At 61.9% G+C, this 19,193-nt stretch carries 19 protein-coding genes; 10 read left to right on the forward strand and 9 right to left on the reverse strand.

Going from position 1 to position 19,193, the window contains the following annotated elements; all coding sequences use genetic code 11:
* Nucleotides 1-135: 135 nt before the first annotated feature.
* Genes BMZ42_RS13625 through BMZ42_RS13635 form a run of 3 tightly spaced genes read left to right on the forward strand, consistent with a single transcriptional unit; the run spans nucleotide 136 to nucleotide 1,094 of the window.
* Nucleotides 136-675 (forward strand): SspB family protein, encoded by a 540-nt coding sequence (locus BMZ42_RS13625; RefSeq protein WP_091523419.1) that lies wholly within the window; start codon nucleotides 136-138, stop codon nucleotides 673-675.
* Between the two features lie 9 nt (nucleotides 676-684).
* On the forward strand, nucleotides 685-879 hold the full coding sequence (locus BMZ42_RS13630) for a DUF4169 family protein (protein WP_091523421.1): 195 nt from the start codon (nucleotides 685-687) through the stop codon (nucleotides 877-879).
* Nucleotides 876-1,094: a ribbon-helix-helix domain-containing protein gene (locus BMZ42_RS13635; protein WP_091523424.1), complete on the forward strand. Its 219-nt coding sequence runs from the start codon at nucleotides 876-878 to the stop codon at nucleotides 1,092-1,094. Before BMZ42_RS13630 ends, BMZ42_RS13635 begins: the two co-directional genes overlap by 4 nt.
* Before the next feature lie 72 nt (nucleotides 1,095-1,166).
* Here the strand turns inward: BMZ42_RS13635 and BMZ42_RS13640 are convergent, their stop codons facing one another.
* On the reverse strand, nucleotides 1,167-5,081 hold the full coding sequence (locus BMZ42_RS13640) for an AsmA-like C-terminal region-containing protein (RefSeq protein WP_244523263.1): 3,915 nt from the start codon (nucleotides 5,079-5,081) through the stop codon (nucleotides 1,167-1,169).
* A 151-nt stretch (nucleotides 5,082-5,232) separates the two neighbouring features.
* The gene (locus BMZ42_RS13645) at nucleotides 5,233-6,651 is read right to left on the reverse strand and encodes an FAD-binding oxidoreductase (protein ID WP_091523426.1); all 1,419 of its coding nucleotides are present in this window, start codon (nucleotides 6,649-6,651) and stop codon (nucleotides 5,233-5,235) included.
* 133 nt (nucleotides 6,652-6,784) lie between these two features.
* Between BMZ42_RS13645 and BMZ42_RS13650 the strand changes: the two genes are divergently transcribed.
* Nucleotides 6,785-7,273: a thioesterase family protein gene (locus BMZ42_RS13650; protein ID WP_091523522.1), complete on the forward strand. Its 489-nt coding sequence runs from the start codon at nucleotides 6,785-6,787 to the stop codon at nucleotides 7,271-7,273.
* Nucleotides 7,274-7,372: 99 nt separating this feature from the next.
* On the opposite strand, the gene BMZ42_RS13655 is transcribed toward BMZ42_RS13650, so the two are convergent.
* Nucleotides 7,373-7,918, reverse strand: coding sequence for a glyoxalase superfamily protein (locus BMZ42_RS13655; protein WP_091523429.1), 546 nt, complete (start codon nucleotides 7,916-7,918; stop codon nucleotides 7,373-7,375).
* A 208-nt stretch (nucleotides 7,919-8,126) separates the two neighbouring features.
* Between BMZ42_RS13655 and BMZ42_RS13660 the strand changes: the two genes are divergently transcribed.
* Nucleotides 8,127-10,655 carry an ATP-dependent helicase gene (locus tag BMZ42_RS13660; RefSeq protein WP_091523430.1) on the forward strand — a complete coding sequence of 843 codons (2,529 nt, stop codon included), beginning with the start codon at nucleotides 8,127-8,129 and terminating at the stop codon, nucleotides 10,653-10,655.
* Nucleotides 10,656-10,840: 185 nt separating this feature from the next.
* Nucleotides 10,841-12,016: a hypothetical protein gene (locus tag BMZ42_RS13665; RefSeq protein WP_139207930.1), complete on the forward strand. Its 1,176-nt coding sequence runs from the start codon at nucleotides 10,841-10,843 to the stop codon at nucleotides 12,014-12,016.
* Between the two features lie 318 nt (nucleotides 12,017-12,334).
* Here the strand turns inward: BMZ42_RS13665 and BMZ42_RS13670 are convergent, their stop codons facing one another.
* The 3 genes from BMZ42_RS13670 to BMZ42_RS13680 all read right to left on the reverse strand — a co-directional run bounded on the left by BMZ42_RS13670 (nucleotide 12,335) and on the right by BMZ42_RS13680 (nucleotide 14,047).
* The gene (locus tag BMZ42_RS13670; protein ID WP_091523435.1) at nucleotides 12,335-12,703 is read right to left on the reverse strand and encodes a hypothetical protein; all 369 of its coding nucleotides are present in this window, start codon (nucleotides 12,701-12,703) and stop codon (nucleotides 12,335-12,337) included.
* 171 nt (nucleotides 12,704-12,874) lie between these two features.
* Nucleotides 12,875-13,510 (reverse strand): DapH/DapD/GlmU-related protein, encoded by a 636-nt coding sequence (locus BMZ42_RS13675; RefSeq protein WP_091523438.1) that lies wholly within the window; start codon nucleotides 13,508-13,510, stop codon nucleotides 12,875-12,877.
* 30 nt (nucleotides 13,511-13,540) lie between these two features.
* A complete protein-coding gene (locus BMZ42_RS13680) occupies nucleotides 13,541-14,047 on the reverse strand; it encodes a cytochrome b (RefSeq protein ID WP_091523440.1) in 507 nt (168 codons plus the stop codon).
* 99 nt (nucleotides 14,048-14,146) lie between these two features.
* Here BMZ42_RS13680 and BMZ42_RS18040 point away from each other — a divergent pair, with 99 nt between their 5' ends.
* From BMZ42_RS18040 to BMZ42_RS13690, 3 genes are read left to right on the forward strand one after another with little or no spacing between them, the layout of a single operon-like run.
* Nucleotides 14,147-14,305: a hypothetical protein gene (locus tag BMZ42_RS18040; protein ID WP_175556724.1), complete on the forward strand. Its 159-nt coding sequence runs from the start codon at nucleotides 14,147-14,149 to the stop codon at nucleotides 14,303-14,305.
* Between the two features lie 40 nt (nucleotides 14,306-14,345).
* Nucleotides 14,346-14,921, forward strand: coding sequence for an SCO family protein (locus BMZ42_RS13685; protein ID WP_091523442.1), 576 nt, complete (start codon nucleotides 14,346-14,348; stop codon nucleotides 14,919-14,921).
* A gap of 16 nt (nucleotides 14,922-14,937) precedes the next feature.
* Nucleotides 14,938-15,810, forward strand: coding sequence for a 50S ribosomal protein L11 methyltransferase (locus BMZ42_RS13690; protein WP_091523444.1), 873 nt, complete (start codon nucleotides 14,938-14,940; stop codon nucleotides 15,808-15,810).
* A 61-nt stretch (nucleotides 15,811-15,871) separates the two neighbouring features.
* Here BMZ42_RS13690 and BMZ42_RS18045 read toward each other — a convergent pair whose 3' ends face one another.
* A complete protein-coding gene (locus BMZ42_RS18045) occupies nucleotides 15,872-16,048 on the reverse strand; it encodes a hypothetical protein (protein ID WP_175556725.1) in 177 nt (58 codons plus the stop codon).
* Nucleotides 16,049-16,292: 244 nt separating this feature from the next.
* On the opposite strand from BMZ42_RS18045, the gene BMZ42_RS13695 reads away from it, so the two are divergent.
* Nucleotides 16,293-18,116 carry an aminopeptidase P family protein gene (locus tag BMZ42_RS13695; protein ID WP_091523446.1) on the forward strand — a complete coding sequence of 608 codons (1,824 nt, stop codon included), beginning with the start codon at nucleotides 16,293-16,295 and terminating at the stop codon, nucleotides 18,114-18,116.
* On the opposite strand, the gene BMZ42_RS13700 is transcribed toward BMZ42_RS13695, so the two are convergent.
* Both BMZ42_RS13700 and BMZ42_RS13705 read right to left on the reverse strand, forming a co-directional pair.
* Nucleotides 18,111-18,404, reverse strand: a complete 294-nt coding sequence (locus BMZ42_RS13700; protein WP_091523449.1) for an AzlD family protein — start codon at nucleotides 18,402-18,404, stop codon at nucleotides 18,111-18,113. The two genes, BMZ42_RS13695 and BMZ42_RS13700, sit on opposite strands and share 6 nt — an antisense overlap.
* Nucleotides 18,401-19,132, reverse strand: a complete 732-nt coding sequence (locus tag BMZ42_RS13705) for an AzlC family ABC transporter permease (RefSeq protein ID WP_091523451.1) — start codon at nucleotides 19,130-19,132, stop codon at nucleotides 18,401-18,403. Before BMZ42_RS13705 ends, BMZ42_RS13700 begins: the two co-directional genes overlap by 4 nt.
* Between the last annotated feature and the right edge of the window lie 61 nt (nucleotides 19,133-19,193).

Genomic DNA, 19,193 nt, shown 5'->3' on the forward strand with positions numbered 1-19,193 from the left:
GAAGTTCACGCGCGCGTGACCCGTAAAAGATCGGTCAGCCGCTTTTCGGCGGCCCTTCGGGGCGCTATATCCGGTTTACGAAGCGCGTAAGCTTGACTACACCACCCAAATTCGATTCACGGGAACTGTGGCCCCATGGCGGACGATCATATCCGGTACGACATCCTCGCACAGGACGCCCTGCGCGGTGTGATGCGCAAAGTGCTCAGCGAGGTTTCGCGCACGGGCTTGCCGGGCAACCACCACTTTTTCATCACGTTCCTCACCGGCGCGCCGGGGGTTCGTGTCTCCAGCCGCCTCAAGGAACGTTATCCCGAGCAGATGACGATCGTGCTTCAGTTCCAGTACTGGGATTTGAAGGTCACCGACGCCGGGTTTGAAGTCAGCCTTTCATTCGCGGACATCCCGGAAAAGCTCGAGATCCCGTTCTCCGCCGTTCGCGGTTTCTACGACCCTTCCGTCAACTTTGAGCTGGAGTTCGACGTCAAGCCGCCGGTCGAAGATGAGGTCGACGACGAAAACGGTGCTGATGACGCGCCCGTATCGATCAAGCCATTGCATGTCGAGAAGAGCAGCGAAGAGACGGCCGCAAAGGCGTCAGAGGACGACAATGAGAGCGGCGACGCGACAAAGTCTGCCGATGTCGTCTCGCTGGACGCATTTCGCAAGAAATAGGTCAGCTATTTGGGCGACATCGTCAATCTCCGCACGGCGCGCAAGCGCAAGGCTCGCGAGCAGGACGCAAAGGTCGCCGAACAAAATCGTATCCTGCATGGGCTCAGCCGCGCGCAGAAACTGGCTGAATCCAAAGCCAGTGAACGCGCTGTCACTCAGCTTGAGGGACACCGGCTGGACGACAACGGCAAGGACGAGACGTGACCGCTGTCGTCAAGCGCTCCGTCTCGATCCGCGGCCACCGAACCAGCTTTTCAATCGAGCAGCCCTTCTTCGACGACCTCCTACGCATTGCCGCGCAGCGCGAGATTTCCCTTGCCCGTCTGGTCGGAGAAGTCGACGAGGCACGCCCCAGAGAGACCAACCTGTCATCGGCCCTGCGGCTGCATGTGCTGGACTGGTATCGCCAGCAGGTCTAGCGCAACTCCAGCAAAAGTGCGCAGCATTTTTGCGTTCGGAATTGCGCAAAAACATAGAGTTAGAGACGCGCTCTAATCCCCGAAGATCATCCGAAAAAAGCCATCGCTGGAAGGTGACGGAACAGGCGCTTGCGCTGCGGGGGATGAAGTTTCGCTTCCGATAGACTGCGCTGCACGCGGAGACGGACGCGGTGTCGGGACAGCGTCCAGCGTATCAGGCGTCGGCGTCGGCGCTTCGAGCAGTTCCTCAATACTGTCGAAGAAGCGATCTCGCGGCTGTGCGCCGTCCGTCACGGCCTCGGCAGGCGGCACCGCTTCGAGGCGCGTTCGCTCTTCCTGCTCCTGCCGCCGCTGGTTCTCTTCGCGCTCGCGCCGCAAACGTTCCGCTTCCTGTGCGGCTTGCTTTCGCGCCGCTTCTTCCTGCTCGGCCTGCAATTCGCGACGCAATCTTTCCGCCTGTTCTACAGCGCGTCGGGCGTCTTCGGCAGCCTTTTCCCGCTGCTCGGCCAGCCCGGTATAGTAGCGCACCTCCCGCCGATGGCGCTGGCGCTCCAGCAGCGCGGCCTGCATCGCCTCGACACGCTGCTGCTCCAGTTCCAATGCGCGCTGCGTCAGGAATTGCGTCAGCATTTCCGTGTCCACGTCGATGGCAGGCGCATCGAGCGGCCCGGCGGCCGTGATGCGAACCGACGGCTCGGAGCCGACCAGCGCCTCCTGGCCAGCCGCGTAGGTCAGCACCATGTTGGCCCCGACCGTCGCCGCGCCCAGATCGGCCCGCAATTCACCTGCAAGAACCGCCGTCTCGCTTGCGATACGGATCGGCGGAACGCGCGCGGTGCCATTGGCAATCGTAAAGGCAAAATCCAGCGCGTCGGTGCTGAACGCACCCTGGCGAACCAGTCCGCCGGCAAAACTGTCGGTAGAATTTGCGTCGATATCAGGCCCGAACCGGTCGGCGGCAACCAGCAGTGCCGGAAACGCATCGGGGTTGATGCCCGTGATTGACAGATCGCGCGCAGCAACAGTTCCCGATCCTGCCAGCGAGGCCATCAGCCCCTCCACGGTCTTTCCACTGCCGCTGACCGTGCCTGTCACGTCGACGTCGGCCTTCACGCCGACGTCGCCCAGAAGGTCCTGCACCCTGCCCCCGTCCAGCCGGAACTGGCTCGACAGGATGCCGGTCCCCCTGTCGTTGCGGACATCGACCAGACCAGACAGAGTGCCGCCGAATGCCTGCAGCGTTGCGTCGGCCAGCGTCACGGACTCTTGCGCAATGCGCAACGTCATCTGGCCCCGCTCGCCCGTTCCGAAACTTCCCAGCTGCAATCGCTCAGCGGCAATGTCCAGATCGGTGGTTACCGGCGTATCGACCGAGCCTGAAAACGGAACCGTCGGCCACGTCTCGCCCCCGCTGACTGTCGCCTCTTCGCCCACGATCAGGTCGGCCAAAAGCGCCACATCGAACGACGCAACGGACAGCGACCCCGTCAGGTGCGGTCGTCCGTCGCGCATCTTTGCGTTGATGTCTCCCCCGACCGCGCTGCCGCCAATGTTCCCTTTGAGGCCTGAGATCAGCAACAGCCCGTCATCGAGGTCGAGCTGGCTGTCCAGCGCGACGGGAAGTCCGAGGCCAAAGCCGGGCAGCGACAGCCCCGCCACCGCCAGCCAGGGCTCGACATCGTCAGCGCGCAGCGATGCGGAGCCACTGCCGCTCAATCCTGCGTCGGCACGAGCCACCTCGCCTTCATAGTCGAGCGTCAGGCCGTCACCGGAAAACGCGAACCGCGTCTGCCCGCCATCGGCCAGCACGCCCTCAAAGCTGATTTGCGTCTGCGCAGGCCCCACCAGGCCGAACGGCAAGCCCGGAACGCCAAGCATGGCATAAAGGGCAGCCGCTTCATCGTTGTGGGCCGAAAACCGGGCGCTGATCGGGGTCTTGTCGAGCGCCTCCGTCAAGGCGTTTGCTTTGGCCGAAAAGTCGAGCGTGGTGCCGCCCACCGTTCCGGACACTTCGAGCGCAGCATTCTGCTTCCGCTCATCTCCCCGCTGCGCCGTCGCCACGAACTGAAGATTGGCGTCCTCCAGCAACCCCGGATAGAAGCTGGCGCGGTTCGCAAGCCCGGTCGCAATCACGCTGTCGGGAAACCGGGCCGCCAACTCATCGACCAGCGGCGCCAGATCAGACGCGATGACACTCGCATCCAGGGTGCCGACAGGTAGGCCAGCAAGGTCCGAGACAATGCCGGTCGCGCTGATATTGGCGCCCGCGAGCCCACCGATCGACAGCCGGTCCACATCCAGCTGGCCATCACGCAAACGCAGTGCAGTGTCGAGCGTCTCCGCGCTCAGTCCACCCGCCGAGACCGGACCAGCCTTGATCTGGAATTCCAGATCGCGTTCGGCCAGCCTTGTCTGCCCGCCCTCGCCCAGAAACAGCGAAGCGAACGCAGACATGCCTTCCATATCGAGGCTGTCGCCATCGAGCCGGAGCGTCATCGACGGCTTCGCCACCGCAGGCGTGCGGCTGTCGATCTCACCGCGAAATCTGGCTGTGCCGAGGATCAGTTCCAGATCGCGGAACTGCTGGCGCTCTTCCTGCAAATCGACCCTGGCGCTGAACCCGGCGGCTGGCAGACGACGGATCGCCTCATCGACATCCCTGGACAGCCACGCGGCAAAACCGGAAGGCTGGCCAATCGCCAGAAGCAGATCGCCGGCAAACCCGATGCTTTCGGCCAGCAGCAACTCGCCCTGTGCCTCCAGCGTCGTGCGGCCGGGCAGCGTCGCCTTCAACGAAGCGATGCTCCAGCCCTCCTTCGACGGGTGCGCCGACAGCCTCACATCACGCACTGTAGTGTCGCCGGCTACGATCGCCGGCAGCGCTACTTCGATGCTGCCGGGAATGGTCGGGCGCGGCAGATCGAACAGCGCCTCGCGAATTGCGCTCATGCGATCTGGAAAACTGGCCCCGCCCCCTTCAGCGCCGCCATCGCCATTGTCGAAGCGGAACTGCGCCCCGTCGGCGCGTATCTCGAAACGCGGCTGTGTGCCAAGATCGAAACGCGCCGAGCCCTCAGCGGTGTAAGGGTCTTCCGGCGATCCCGTCTCGAAGCGGAATTGCTCGACGCCCAGCGCGGCATGGCCAAAATCGAAGGCGCCGCTGATGCGATATGCTGGCGGCGGCGCGTCGCGCGCCGGCTGGCCGCTGTCTTCCTTCAGCGAAATGGTGCCGCCGTCGCCGGTGCGCAGCCGGTCCTCGGTGGTGGACGCGTTGAGACGGAATTGCCCGGAATAATGCGGCACGCCCGCTTCGACCCGCGTCGCGCCGTCGGTCTCGACCACCAGCGGGTAGAGATCGGGCTGAACCCGCAGCCGCAGCCGCATCGCGCCCGTATCGTCCACGGCCCCGGTCGAGGCGGAAACCGTCGAGCGCAGGCCGTCGAAGCGCAGTGTACCATCCATGCGCCAGGGGCCGGTCAGTGCGCGGGCGGACAGATCGGCGTTGATTTCCGTGAGCCGGTGGGTGCGGCCGCTGGCATCGTGGCGCAGCGCCACCTGACCCTCGGTGATCGTCAGCTTCTCCAGCGAAATGTGGCTCGCGTCGAGCGGAACAGAGGGCCGAACAGCCCAATCGAGCGTACCATCAGCCGCAATTTCGACAGTCGCAACCGGACGCACGAGCCGCATGTCGAAGATGTGGAAGTCGCCGCGCATCGCCGGTGCCAGTTCCGCATCCATCGAAAATGTCTCGATGGTCATCGCCGGCTCTTCACTGTCCCGCCCTGCCACGATGACATCGGTGAATGTGACCGACGGAAACGGCAAAAGCCGTGCGCTGGCGGTGCCTTCAACCTTGACCGCGCGCCCCAGAATCCGGCTTGCCTCGCGCTCGAAATCGGCACGATAGGAGGTCCAGTCGATGAAATATGGAGCCACCAGCGCCGTGGTCAGCGCCAGCACAATCAACCCACCGATGGCGACGAACAACCGTGCCAGTGTTTTTCTCCGCCTAATTCGCCAAGCCTACCGGCAGTCTAGCGCATGTCTTTCGAAAGTGGGAACCGGTTTGGCGATCAAGACCTGTGATAATACAGCAACTTGGAGAATGTGACGCGGACCCGAAAATTCGCGACGCGCCTTAAGTCGCCACACGTGAGAAGATCTTGCCGGGGTTCATGATGTTGTGCGGGTCAAGTCCCTGCTTGATGGCGCGCATGACATCGACCGCGTCGCCAAGTTCCCGCGGCAGGAATTCCGCCTTCCCCTGACCGATGCCGTGTTCCCCGGTGCAGGTACCCTCCATGCCGATCGCCCGCATATTGAGGCGCGCGACGAACGCCTCCGTCGCCTCGACTTCGCGCGGATCGTCCGGATTCATCAGCACAAGCACATGGAAATTGCCGTCACCGACATGGCCGACAATCGGTGCGACCAAGCCTGAAGCGGCAATGTCTTCTTCGGTTTCGTGGATACACTCGGCCAACCGCGAGATCGGCACGCACACATCCGTCGAAAGCGCCTTGCATCCCGGACGAAGCGACATCCCCGCCCAGAAGGCATCGTGCCGCGCCTTCCAAAGCCGGGCACGCTCCTCCGCGACGCTGGTCCACTGGAACGGCCCGCCGCCGAACTCGGCGACAATCTCACCGAACGTTTCGGCCTGCTCCTTCACCCCCACATCGCTGCCGTGAAATTCCACGAACAGATGGGGCGTCTCCGGCAGGCCCAGCTTTGAATAATTGTTCAGCGAGCGTACCGACAATGTGTTGACGAGTTCGATCCGCGCCACCGGAATTCCCATCTGGATCGTCGCGATCACCGCCTGACAGGCAGCATCGACGCTTGGAAACGGGCAGACGCCACCTGAAATCGCCTGCGGAATGCCGTAAAGTTTCAATGTCAGTGACGTGATGATGCCGAGCGTGCCCTCCGCGCCGACCATCAGCCGGGTCAGATCATAGCCGGCAGAAGATTTACGCGCCCGTGTTGCCGTGGTGATCGAATTGCCGTCTGCCGTGACCGCAGTGACCGACAGCACATTGTCCCGCATCGTGCCATAGCGCACGGCATTGGTGCCGGAAGCGCGGGTCGAAGCCATGCCGCCAAGGCTGGCATTGGCCCCCGGATCAATCGGAAAGAACAGGCCGGTGTCGCGCAGATAGGTGTTGAGGTCTTCGCGGGTAACGCCCGCTTCGACCGTGCAATCAAGATCTTCGGCGTTGACGCTGATAATCCTGTTCAGCCCCGTCAGATCGATCGAGATCCCGCCACCGGGTGCATTCACCTGCCCTTCCAGCGACGTGCCCGTTCCAAACGGGATCACCGGCACGCGATGGGCCGCGCAAATCCGCACGACGTCCTGCACTTCTGCGGCCGATTGCACGAACGCCACGCCGTCAGGCAGCTGCGCGGGAATGTAGGTGGTGGTGTGCGCATGCTGGGCGCGAATTGCCTCACCGGTCTGAAAACGCTCCCCCAGGCGCTGCTTGAGAATACCGAGCACCATCAGAATGCCGGCATCGTTCCTTGCCACCGCCTGAAGTTCGGCCAAAGCCATGCTCTGTTCCTCCTTGCAAGGGATGGCTCTCAAGCTTGTGCTCGGCGACCCCTTGGTCTTTAACTCGCAGCAGTCTGCAAATGGGCGCGGCTTTGTCCAGCGCGTCCGAACATCGAATTTGAAAGAAGTCGACATGACCGACCCGACCCCTTTTCTTTCCCGCGTTCTGGAGATCGAAAAAGAGTGGATTGATTATAACGGCCATCTGAACATGGCCTATTACAACGTGCTTTTCGATCGTGGCGTCGATGAGGCTTTCGCGCGACTCGGCATGGGGCCGACCTACTCCGCCCAACGCCAGCTCACCACCTACACCGCTGAAATCCACGTCTGCTACGTCCGCGAACTGCACCTCACCGACAAGGTGCGCTGCTCGTTCCAGCTGCTCGATCACGATGACAAGCGCTTCCACGTCTTTCAGGAAATGCGCCACGTCGATGGCTGGCTCGCCGCAACCTGCGAGAGCGTCGGCCTTCACATCGATCAGTCCGGGCCCAAGGTCACTCCGTTCCCCGCAGACATTCTCGCCAATCTCGAGGCCATGCGCGCAGAGCACGCATCCCTGCCCATTCCCGAGCGCGTCGGACGCGCCATCGGCATCCGTCGGCGGAAGCCTGCCTAGCGCATGTCTCCCGAAACCGAGAACCGGTTTCGGGAGACAGACATGCGTAAAACAAGCAGCTAAAGCGCAAGGCGCGATCCCGTAAGATCGCGACACGCTCTAAGCTTCGCTGCGTTCCATGAAACGGATGCGGTTGTTGAACGGGTCGATGACCTGCATCTCCGGTCCCCAGCCCTCCTCGACGATGCCGGGGCGCATATAGGGATAGTTCTTGTCGAGCAATTCGCGATTATAGTCGCGGATACCCGTCATATAGACGACCATGTTGCCGCCCGGTGTCGCATCGCCCGCATGTTCGGACAGATGTAGCACCAGCCCTGCCCGCGACACCTGCGTGTACAGCGGCGCTTTGGGGTGGAAACGATGTTCCCAGTCGACGCTGAATCCGAGAAAGCCGAGATAGAATTCGTGCGCCTTGGCAACGTCGAAGATACGCACGATCGGGACCGCCTGCTCGAAAGCGATGGCGGGCTGCTGTTTGGGTTCAGGCGCGTCGATCCTGGCCGACAACACGTTCCACGTCGCCACACCGAACTGTCGCGCGACGATTTCGAGCGCCTGACTGTGGCTGATGTCAATCTGATTTTCGCTGAGTGCCTCGCGCATGGCTTTAGCCATGGCCTTGGCGTCGAGATAGGTACGCATAAGCGGTCTCCTGCCGGCACACGAAGATCAGCGTCCGCATTGCTGACGTTGCGCCGGACTGGACAGCCGGTTTGAACGTTGGCCCCGACATTCGCCAAACCCGAAGGGCGCGGACTGCAGGTCGTCGGAAAACCCTGAAAACCTAATAGTGCAAACCGTGAACATTGCAAAGCTGGCCTTTTGCTCCCGAATCACTACATGCCGGGATATGTCTGGTTTTCCTGACGATATTCCGTTCTTCGACGAGGACGATCTGCCACCTCGGCAGTCACCGGCTGCGCCTGCGCAGGCTCCCGGCGGCATTGCCGCGCGCGCCATGGCGGCCCGCGGTCCCCAGCATCAGGTTCCCGACTATCTGAGCGGGCTGAACCCGGAACAGCGTCTGGCGGTGGAAACCACCGAAGGCCCGGTACTGGTTCTGGCCGGGGCCGGCACGGGCAAGACCCGCGTCCTGACCACCCGCATCGCGCATATCCTTGCCAGCGGTCGCGCCTACCCGTCGCAGATTCTCGCCGTCACCTTCACCAACAAGGCCGCGCGCGAGATGAAGCAGCGCATCGGCGTTCTGGTTGGCGAAGCGGTCGAGGGCATGCCATGGCTCGGCACGTTCCACTCCATCGGCGTCAAGATCCTGCGCCGCCATGCCGAACTTGCCGGTCTGCGCTCCGATTTCACCATCCTCGACACCGACGACGTCATCCGGCTGATCAAGCAGTTGATCCAGGCCGAGGGGCTAGACGACAAGCGTTGGCCCGCGCGCCAGTTCGCGCAGATGATCGACGGCTGGAAGAACAAGGGGCTCGGGCCGTCGGAAATCGCCGAAGGCGACGCCCGCGCATTCGGCAATGGCAAAGGCCGCGAGCTCTACCGCGCCTATCAGGAGCGCCTGACGACGCTCAACGCCTGCGATTTCGGCGATCTCCTGTGCCACCCGATCCGGATTTTCCGCAATCACCCGGACGTGCTGAAGGAATATCACCGCCGATTCAAATATATTCTCGTCGACGAGTATCAGGACACCAACACCGCCCAATATATGTGGTTGCGCCTGCTCGCCCAGCGCCCGAGCGCCGATAGTGGCCCCATCAATATCTGCTGTGTCGGTGATGACGACCAGTCGATCTATGGCTGGCGCGGCGCCGAAGTTGACAACATCCTGCGTTTCGACAAGGATTTCCCCGGCGCGACCGTCGTTCGGCTTGAGCGCAACTACCGGTCGACCGCGCATATCCTTGGCGCAGCGTCCCATCTGATTGCGCATAATGAAGGCCGCCTCGGCAAGACGCTGTTCACCGAAAAACCCAACGCTGACGATTCCAAGGTGATGGTGCATGCGGCGTGGGATTCCGAAGAGGAAGCCCGCGCGGTTGGCGAGGAAATCGAAGCCGCCCAGCGCAACACCAAGCACAACCTCAACGACATGGCGATTCTGGTGCGCGCGTCGTTCCAGATGCGCGAGTTCGAAGACCGCTTCGTCACGCTTGGCCTGAACTACCGCGTCATTGGCGGCCCGCGCTTCTACGAGCGCCAGGAAATCCGCGACGCGATGGCCTATTTCCGCGTCGTTGCGCAAGGTGCCGACGACCTCGCCTTCGAGCGCATCGTCAATGTGCCCAAACGCGGCCTTGGCGAAGCGGCGATCCGTCAGGTCCACGACACCTCGCGCGCATTGCGCATTCCGATGCTGGAAGCAGCTGCACAGCTTGCCGAGAGCGACGAGATGAAGCCGAAGCCACGCGCGGCACTGCGTCAGGTTGCGGCGAACTTCGCCCGCTGGAAGGAACTGCTCGACAACACGCCGCATACCGAACTTGCCGAGATCATTCTCGATGAGTCCGGCTACACGGCAATGTGGAAGAACGACAAATCGGCGGACGCGCCGACGCGGCTGGAAAACCTCAAGGAACTGATCCGTTCCATGGAGGATTACGAGTCGCTGCGCAGCTTCCTTGAGCATGTCGCACTGGTGATGGACGCCGAGCAGAACGAAGACCTCGATGCCGTCAACATCATGACGCTGCATTCGGCCAAGGGTCTTGAGTTCGACACCGTATTCCTTCCCGGCTGGGAAGAAGGCTTGTTCCCGCACCAGCGCTCGCTCGATGAAGGTGGCCGCTCCGGCCTCGAGGAAGAGCGCCGCCTTGCCTATGTCGGGCTCACCCGCGCCAAGAAGAACCTGCATATCTGGTTCACCTCCAACCGTCGCATCCACGGACTGTGGCAATCGACGCTGCCCTCGCGCTTTCTGGAAGAACTTCCTGAGGCGCATGTCGAAGTGGCCGAATCCGGCTCCGGCTATGGCGGCTATGGCGACCGCCAGAGCGGACGCAGTCCTTACGGCGCGTCGCGTTTCGACAATGTCGGCAGTTCCGGCGGCAGCTCATTTTCCAACGCCTACGCCACCCCTGGCTGGCAGCGGGCGCAGGCCAACCGCACCGAGGCAACCGACCGCAACTGGGGCTCGCGCTCCGGGCATTCTGTCGAGCGCATCGGCTATGGCGAGGTGGATTCCGGCTATGGCGCGGGACGCAGCAGCGTCAAGGGTCGCACCATCGATGGCGAACTGGTTGCCAAGAGCGTTTCGGACACCCCGTCGGCATTCAAGGTCGGCAACCGGGTGTTTCACCAGAAGTTCGGCAACGGCACCGTGGCTGCGATCGACGGCAACAAGCTGACGATCGACTTCGACAAGGCCGGCCAGAAGCGCGTGCTTGACGGCTTCGTGAACCCCGTCTGATCGCCACAACCTGAGAGCAACCAAAGGTTGCATTCTCTCTTTGGGCAACCTTGTGCAATTGTCGCCTATTGTCGATCTTGCAGGCAATGGTGCCTGTGTGCGTTCCGTCTCAATGGCGGTTTTCTCCGGCCCCTTCCGTTGTCACCACCCCCCGAAACGGAAGGGGCACCCCACAGGAGATGGCGATGCGGGCTGGTGCATTGATCATGGCCATGTCCCTTGCAGGCCCGGTCGCGGCAAGCGCGCAAACCAGTTCGGGCAATGACAGCTCGCCCCAGGCAAGCCTGACGCTGTTGCGCCACTACACCACAAACGCCCTCGACACGCCGCTCCAGCTCGACGACTGGTACACCCAGCTGCGCGGCTCCGTCGCCAGCAAGCTTGCGCACGACCTCGGCACGACCGGCGTCACTGCCAACATCAATGCCAAGCACTATGACGTCCTGAGCATCGAGAACGACTTCGCGCTCGGCATCTCCACCGACACCACGGTCGCGCTCTCTGAAAATTTCGAACTGCGCGGCACTCTCGCTGTTCAGATGGCCGAAGAAGGCGACGAATTGCTGCTTGGCGAGGACGCATTTCTCGGCATCCGCACACGCATGACGGTCATGACAGCTGGACTGCAAGCTGGTTTACGCCTCGACGCGGATACGGTCCTCGCCATGGAAGCGACCGCTTCGCGCGAAAAGCCTGAAGACACGCAGTTTGAAAACGACATTCAGCCCCCACTCCGGCTCGATCCCGACCGCGACCGCTTTCGTGCCGGCATCAAGCTCACCCGCACCCATGGGCCAGTCAGCTTCGGCGCTTATGGCACTGCCGGCCTGATGCGCTCTGGCCAGATCGGCTTTCTTCCACCGCTTGAGGTGATGGACTATGCCGTCGGCGCGCATGCCGGCATTCGTTTTGCCAATGGCGCGGTTGCCGCCGGATCTGTTGGCCTGCACGCCCTCGAACTGTTCGACGCGGATTTCAGAGAGCAGCGCCTCGCTTATGAGCTGGCCGCCGAGATGCCGGTGTTCTCCCGCTTCTCGCTGCGCGGATCGCTCAAGGCAGCCTTTGATCCCAAGACCAATGACGACCCGGTTGCCACCTGGGCCCGGCGCATGGAACTGGAAGCGGGCTACCGCCACTCTCAGGAACTTCGTTTTGGCACGGGACTATATCTGGAGCGGCGTGAAAATCTCGGATTGGAAACGGTCGAGCTGGCGCGCGGGCTCTATGCCGAAGCTGAATGGCAGATCAACACGCATCTCGGGCTGACAATGCGTGTCGATGCCACGCGCAAGCTTCTGGAAAATTTCGGGCTGCAACGCGACACCGTCGATGTGCACATGGCACTTGCCGCAAAACTCTGACCTAGCCTGCTGAAAGCTCCCAATCTCGCTCCTCCGGGATCGGAAGGATCACCTGTGAACCGAAGGGAGGCTGGGAGGGTGGGTCAGGGGCCTCCCTTCGGCATCAGGCGGTTCCAAGGCGGGGGACCAGTGGCAACCGCCTCCGCATCAGCGGTGGGTCGACGGGGGCAGTCACTGCCCCGGTCGAGCATTCGCCGGGAGCGGATGAGGAAAGTGGGATGCGGTCCGCCCGTATCCCGCTCTGTCCCTCGAGCAATTCCAGCAAAACTGCAAAGCGTCGGATGAACTCAGGTCGGTGCGACCTGAGTTCAGCGCGAACTAGCGACGCTTTCCGGCGCTGTTGAAGCTGTTCCAGGCGTTGCTCTGCGAATTTCCGAAGGAGCCGCCACCGACGATGCCGTTGCCGACAGCATTCTGCTGGCCGTTCACATTGCCATTGCCAACATTGTTGTTGTTGCCTTTGACGATGCCCGACAGGACGTTGCCACTGAGGATCGACGAGTTGTTGAGCACGCCGATGCCGCTGAGAAGGTTCAGGTTGCCGGTCTGCACGCTCGGCGAAATGTTCACCAGGCCGCCAGACGATTGCTGGGATGCGCCGGAACGGCCCCAACCGCCTGCTTCAGCCGGAAGCGCAGCGAAAGACAGTACGGCGGCGAGGGATGCAAAAGCAGCGAACTTCTTCATAAGACTTCTCCCTGGATCAGTTCCAATGCCTCATGCGGTAATCTCCGAGACAAAGAAAACCACTTATGCGGGAGAATTGCAACCTATGAGATCAATAAATCTTTAACCCAACAAGTAATCCAAATGTTAAAGATAACGCTTCACCTTAATGTATAAAAATTTATTCAATATTTATACTTCGAAATCACCGCCCCAGACTTCGAGAAAATCCTCAATCGCAAGGCTTTGCATATCCGGGATCGCTCTTGCCAGACGCTCCGCCGGCCAGTCCCACCACGCCATGTCCTGCAGGCGCGCAGCGATTGCGTCGGGAAAGCGCTTGCGAACAATGCGTGCGGGAACCCCGGCAACGATCTCGTAGGGGCCGACATCGCGGGTCACCACCGCATTGGCCCCGACCACCGCGCCGTCACCGACCGTCACCCCCGGCATGATGACCGCGCCATGACCGATCCAGACATCATTGCCAATCGTCACATGCTTTTGCCTGCGCCGCTCGCGAAATGCCTGATCGACGCCGTGAAACTTGAAATACTCGTTCGGGCGATAGGTGATCTTGTGGGTGGTGATCCGTTCCATCGGATGTTCCAGCGCGTTGATCCGCACATTGGAAGCGATTGAGCAGAATTTTCCGATTGTCGCGTAGATGCCCTCGCCGTGCCGCTCCATGTACGAATAATCGCCGACGGTGACTTCCCGAAGGATCACACGCTCGGCGATGTTCACATGGCGGCCCAGACGGCAGGATTTCAGCTCCGCCGTCTGATGAATGCGTGGTTCCGAGGATGTCGGCAGGTAGTCGGTCATGTCGCCTCCTACCCCATCCTCCGGCCGTGCTCAACGGCGCGAGGGAAGCATGCGCGAGAACACATTGGAGCGAAACACCACCGCCTGAACCAACGCGCCAGCGATATGCAGCAGAACCACCGCCAGCAGCAGAGCTTTGGTCAGATTATGGCCGGTAGCGGCACGTTCGATCACGAAAAACCAGGCCATCGCTCCCGAAAGCGGCACCAGGAAGATCAGCAGATAAAGCAGGTGATGCGTTGCGGTGGCGAGGATGCGCAAGGGTCGCGGCTCCCCTTCCGGGGCTGCCGGCGTACCGTGGGAAATCCGCACCGCCAGCCTGACGATGGCCAGCAGCAGCACGGTCAGCCCGACCAGCACGTGAAGATTGGCGCCGGAAAAATCCTCGGGTGTCGCGGCATCGCCATGTGCATAGAAATGCCATGACGCCATGATCCCCTCATTGAACAGATATTGAAAGGCGACCAGCGCCGCTACCAGCCAATGCAGCAGGAGTTGGAGATTCGTATACCGCTCGGGGCGGACAGCAGCTTTCATGACAATATCCCTCACGCGCTGTCGCCACGGATGCGTGGTTCAGTCGCAACGGGAAGATGGCATCTTTCGCCGGCGCGCGCGAGACGCTATCTATAGGCCATGTTTGCTGACATTCACCCTTCGCTGCGCCTTGCTGCCATTGTCTTGGCCGGGCTCGCTTTGTCGGCTGTAACCGGCCTCGCCTTTGCGAGCTGGATCGAGCATGCGCCTGCCATTTTCCTGACTCTTGTCGAGCAGGGCATGGCCTGGTGCTTCTGACGCGCTTCAGCGCGCCCCTACGCGGAAACGAGCTTTCTCCATGATGCGTTCAATACTTGTCGGTATCATCTTCCTTGTCGCGCTGATCGTCGGCTGGCTCGCCTTCGACTGGTATCGTGACCAGAATTCCGGGCAGGCCTATGGCGCGCCCTTCACGCTCGTCGACATGCGCGGCAACGAGATCACCGAGCAGGCGTTCCGCAACAAGCCCAGCGCTGTGTTCTTCGGCTTCACCCACTGCCCCGAGGTCTGCCCGACGACACTCTACGAACTGGACAACTGGCTGAACGAACTCGGCGCTGACGGCGACAAGATCAACGCCTATTTCGTCACCATCGACCCGGAGCGCGACCCGCCGGAAACCATCAACGCCTATGTCAGCAACGTTTCGCCACGGATTCTCGGCATCAGCGGCGAACCGGACAAGGTTTTCGAGATGGCGCGCTCTTTCGGCATCTACTGGAAGAAGGTCGATCTTGAAGGCGGCGACTACACCATGGATCACACCGCATCGATTATCCTGCTTGATCGCTCTGGCGATTTTGCCGGAACCATCGCATATGGTGAAAATCCCCAAAACGCCCTCGCCAAGCTGAAACGCCTGGCTGGCGGCTGAGCACGGAAGCCACATCTTGTCCCAGACTCGCCTCTATTTCACCGCCGTCAAACCGGCCTCGACCGAATTTTTCTCCAAGCTCGAGGTCGCATTCGAGGACGACGGCTTGCCCATCGTCATCTTCGAGGTCGACGAGGATGCCGGCATCGAGGAATTGTCGGTCTATGTTGATGACGACCAGATCGCCAGCGTTGAAGCGCGCATCCGCGACACGCTCGGCGAGGCCGCAAACGACCTGACCATCAGCCACGAGCCGCTGGGCGACGTCGACTGGGTTGCCAAGTCGCTTGAAGGGCTCCAGCCGGTTCGCGCCGGTCGCTTCTTCGTCTATGGCTCGCATGACCGCGACAAGCTGCAGGACGGCGATATCGGCATCGAGATCGAAGCCGGCCTCGCTTTCGGCACCGGACACCACGGCACCACCTCCGGTTGCCTTGAAACCATCGAGGCGGTTGTCGCCGCCGAGCAGCCCAAAAACGCGCTCGACCTTGGCACCGGCAGCGCCGTTCTGGCCATTGCCCTTGCCAAGCTTGCCGCGATCCCGGTCCTCGCCACCGACATCGACCCCATCGCAACCGACGTCGCCACTGACAATGTCGTTCTGAACGACGTCGCCGAACACGTCACCACCGCGACAGCGCCCGGCTTTGACGATCCGGTCTTCAGCCAGCACGGACCGTTCGAGCTGATCGTCGCCAACATCCTCGCCGGTCCGCTGATGGAACTGGCGCCACAGATGGCCACCCATCTTGCGCCCAACGGCTCTCTGATCCTGTCCGGCATCCTGGACAAGCAGCACGACGCCGTTGTCGCCGCCTATCAAAACGCCGGCTTCCGTCACATCTCGACATTGCTGCGCGAGGAATGGGTCACCATCCACCTGAAATAATCGGCAACAAAAAAGCGGCCCCCAAAGGGCCGCTTCGCATTTGCAGAGCTGGAAACCCGTCTTAGAAAAGATAGGGCGTCGTGTTGCGGCGCTGCAGGTCGGTGCGCGTATATCCGTTCGCGCGCAGCGTCTCGTCGTCCATCATCAGGAGCGCGCCGGTGACATAGCGCTGCGCCTGCTTCTCGCGGGCTGCAATCATCGCGTCCATTGCATTCCGAAAAAATCCACGCTTTGCCATCTCGAAGCTCCTTGGTTTGCTCTGTTATCGTCATCTGTAAGGTAGTGAGCGCAACGTCCTGTAACCAGTGACGATTGTGCATATGCTCAATGCAATTTTGCATGTGCGAAGAATTTGCTGCAACGCAATATAACCATAATCCCCGATCCTGCCTCACAGCGGCCATAGATCGTAAATCCGGTTTCCACTTTCAGCGTCGATGTTCTATTCATCTGACAGGATATTTGCTGTTTCAGAGGGTGCCATGTTTCAGTCATTCGATGCGTTGACGGATCCGAACCAGGGCCCTGCCCGCGTTGCAAAGCTCCGCGAGCGGATGAGCGAAAGCCAGATCGACGGTTTTCTGGTTCCGCGCGCAGACGAGCATCAGGGCGAATATGTTGCCGCCTGTTCCGAACGGCTTCAATGGCTGACCGGCTTCACCGGCTCTGCGGGTGCGGCGCTGATCCTGCGTGACCGGGCGCTGATCTTCGTTGATGGCCGCTACACCCTGCAGGCGCGCAAGCAGGTCGACATGGACACTTTCGCCGTCGAAAGCCTTGTCGACAATCCACCCGCCAGATGGCTTGCGAGCAATGCGTCTGCCGGGATGCGCATCGGCTTCGATCCATGGCTGCACACCGTTTCGGAGGCCGCCGCCCTGCGCAGCGCACTCGAAAATGCCGGCGCGGAACTCGTCCCGGTCGACAATTTTGTCGATGCCGTCTGGACCGACCGCCCTGCCCCGCCTGCGGAAAAGATCGAGATCCACCCGATCGGCTTTGCCGGCGAGCTGGCGTCCGACAAGGTTGCACGTCTTGCCGAAGCCTTGCAGAGCCAGAACGCGACCCACGCCGTCCTAACCGATCCGTCGTCGCTGGCATGGGTGTTCAACATTCGCGGCCGCGATGTGCCCCACACGCCGCTGGCGCTCGGCTTTGCCATCCTTGCCGCGGACGGCCTTCCGCAGCTGTTTCTCGACCGCGCCAAGCTCACCATCGAGACCGACGCCTATTTGACCCAGCTTGCTGACATCCTGCCGCCCGACGCGCTTGAGGATGCCGTCGCGCGCCTCGCCGCCGCCGGTGGCCGCATCTCGCTCGACCCTTCCCTGGCCGCAGACCGTCTGCGCATGATCGTCGAGGACAATGGCGGCACGGTCCTGCAACTGCCGGACCCGGCGCGCCTGCCCCGTGCGGTCAAGAACGAAGCCGAGCTGGCCGGCTCGCGCGCTGCCCATCGCCGCGACGGTGCCGCGATCACCACCTATCTGCACTGGCTGGACCAGCAGGCGCCCGGCACCGTGGACGAAATCGGCGCTGTGAAGGCGCTGGAAGCGTTCCGCCGCACCAAGGGCGAAGAAAGCCAGATGCCGTTGCGCGACATCTCCTTCGACACGATCTCCGGTGCCGGTCCCAACGGCGCGATCATCCATTATCGCGTCACCACCAAGTCCAACCGCAAGCTGCAGGCCGGTGAACTGTTCCTCGTCGATTCAGGCGGTCAGTATCAGGACGGCACCACCGACATCACCCGCACCGTGGCCGTCGGCCAGCCGAGCGAGGAGATGCGCAGCCGCTATACCATCGTGCTCAAGGGACTGATTGCGCTCTCCATGCTGCGCTATCCTGTCGGCACGCGCGGCATGGACATCGACCCGATTGCGCGCCACGCCCACTGGCTGGCCGGCATCGACTATGCCCACGGCACCGGCCACGGCGTCGGCGCGTTCCTGTCGGTCCACGAAGGCCCGCAGCGCATCGCCAAAACCGGCACGGAAAAGCTGCTCGCCGGCATGATCCTCTCCAACGAGCCGGGCTACTACAAGGAAGGCGGCTACGGCATAAGGCTGGAGAATCTGATCGTCGTCACCGATCCGCAGCCGATCCCCGGTGGCGACATCGACATGCACGGCTTCGAAACGCTGACGCTGGCCCCGTTCGACCGGCGACTGATCGCGCTCGACCAGCTGAGCGCCGCCGAGCGCGACTGGATCGACGCCTATCACCAGCGCGTGATCGCGGAAATCAGCCCGCTGGTGGAGGATGAGGTCCGCAGCTGGCTCGAAGCTGCCGCAGCGCCTCTATAAAAGGTTGCGCAAGACGATCAGCACGGCTGCGCCGGTCAGGAACATCGTCATCAGATTGCCACGCAGGGCGACCAGCCCTGCGACGGCAAGCGCCGCCCACTCTGCCGGACCGCCTGTTGTGGCGGCCGGTGCAACCAGGGTTGTCAGAACGGCTGCTGGCACGGCGTTGAGTCCCGCCTCGACGCGCGGATGCAGCCGCTCGAAACGCGACAGAACGAGATGGCCGCCGATACGCGTCAGATAGGTGGCAAGCGCCCCTGCAAGAATGATCCAGACCGTAGAGCTCACGACCGCCCCTCCTGCGTTTGAACCGGCCCGACAATGACAGCCAGGGTAATGCCGGCCACGGCGCCAATCGACACGTGCCATGGCGAGCCGACCCAGTAATAAGCCGCGATCGATGCAGCGGAGCTGACCAGCACGACAGGCAGCCAGAGCGGACGCCGGCGAAAATCCATCACCATTCCGAGAAAATAGATCGGCAGCATGAAGTCGAGACCAAGCGCGTATGAGTCCGAGATCAAGTTTCCGAAAATGCTGCCGATGGCAGCCTCAGCCACCCAGGCAACATAGATGAAGGTCGCCATCCCCATATACCAGACGAACGACAGACCTCTCGGCGTTTCCGCCTGCTTTTCACCTTCGGCATATTGGATGTCGGTGAGGAAGAAAAAGCCGAACGCGCGCTGGAAGGGCGTCCAGTGCCGCGTATTGCGGCCAATCGCTGCCGAATAGAGCACGTGACGGAAATTGACGGCAAAAATGGACAGAACGACCAGCCAGGCCGGGACCGTCTGGTTGAACAATTCAAGGCCGACCATCTGGCTTGCGCCGGCAAACACCGTCGCGCTCATGAGGATCGCCTCGCCGACCGACAATCCGTTCTGCACGGCAAGCGCCCCAAACAGCAGGCCGAACGGCGCCGAGGCGACCACCACGGGCGTTGCAATACGAAACGCGCCGAAAAACTCGGCGATGCGGCTGGGCCGCATTTCAGACATGCTTGTTGACGTCATCGAGACTCCTCGGAACGGCGCGCCGTCCAGCGCAGTTCCAGCAAAAGTGCGAACCGGTTTC

This window comes from Aquamicrobium aerolatum DSM 21857, assembly GCF_900113935.1.
Taxonomy (GTDB): Bacteria; Pseudomonadota; Alphaproteobacteria; order Rhizobiales; family Rhizobiaceae; genus Aerobium; species Aerobium aerolatum.